This window comes from Brevibacterium sp. SIMBA_078, assembly GCF_046534565.1.
Taxonomy (GTDB): Bacteria; Actinomycetota; Actinomycetes; order Actinomycetales; family Brevibacteriaceae; genus Brevibacterium.
Genome location: NZ_JAWRYQ010000679.1, coordinates 1 through 229, shown reverse-complemented (window position 1 = coordinate 229; position 229 = coordinate 1). Strand labels below are relative to the sequence as shown.

General features: G+C 40.2%; 1 protein-coding gene. It reads left to right on the top strand.

Going from position 1 to position 229, the window contains the following annotated elements; translation table 11 throughout:
- The coding region (locus tag SB749_RS21195) for a hypothetical protein (RefSeq protein ID WP_410712057.1) at positions 1-229 on the top strand (229 nt) is incomplete at both ends.

The window sequence follows — 229 nt, the reverse complement described above, 5'->3', positions numbered from 1 at the left end:
CCCTTATACGAACTACTAAAAAAAAGAGGGGTTAAGTTTGAGTATTTTCATCAATTGCAAAACCTGACTCCCAGCCTAAGTGAGCAAGGAGAGAGTTTTGTCGAGACCGTTGAACTTCAGCAACAAGTTTCTTTGCTCGCAGACGCAGAGTATCAACCACTGGTTAATGTTAAAAAACTACCTTGTTGGCCAAGTGAACCACTTTATGCGCAAATTAATAGTGAACAAG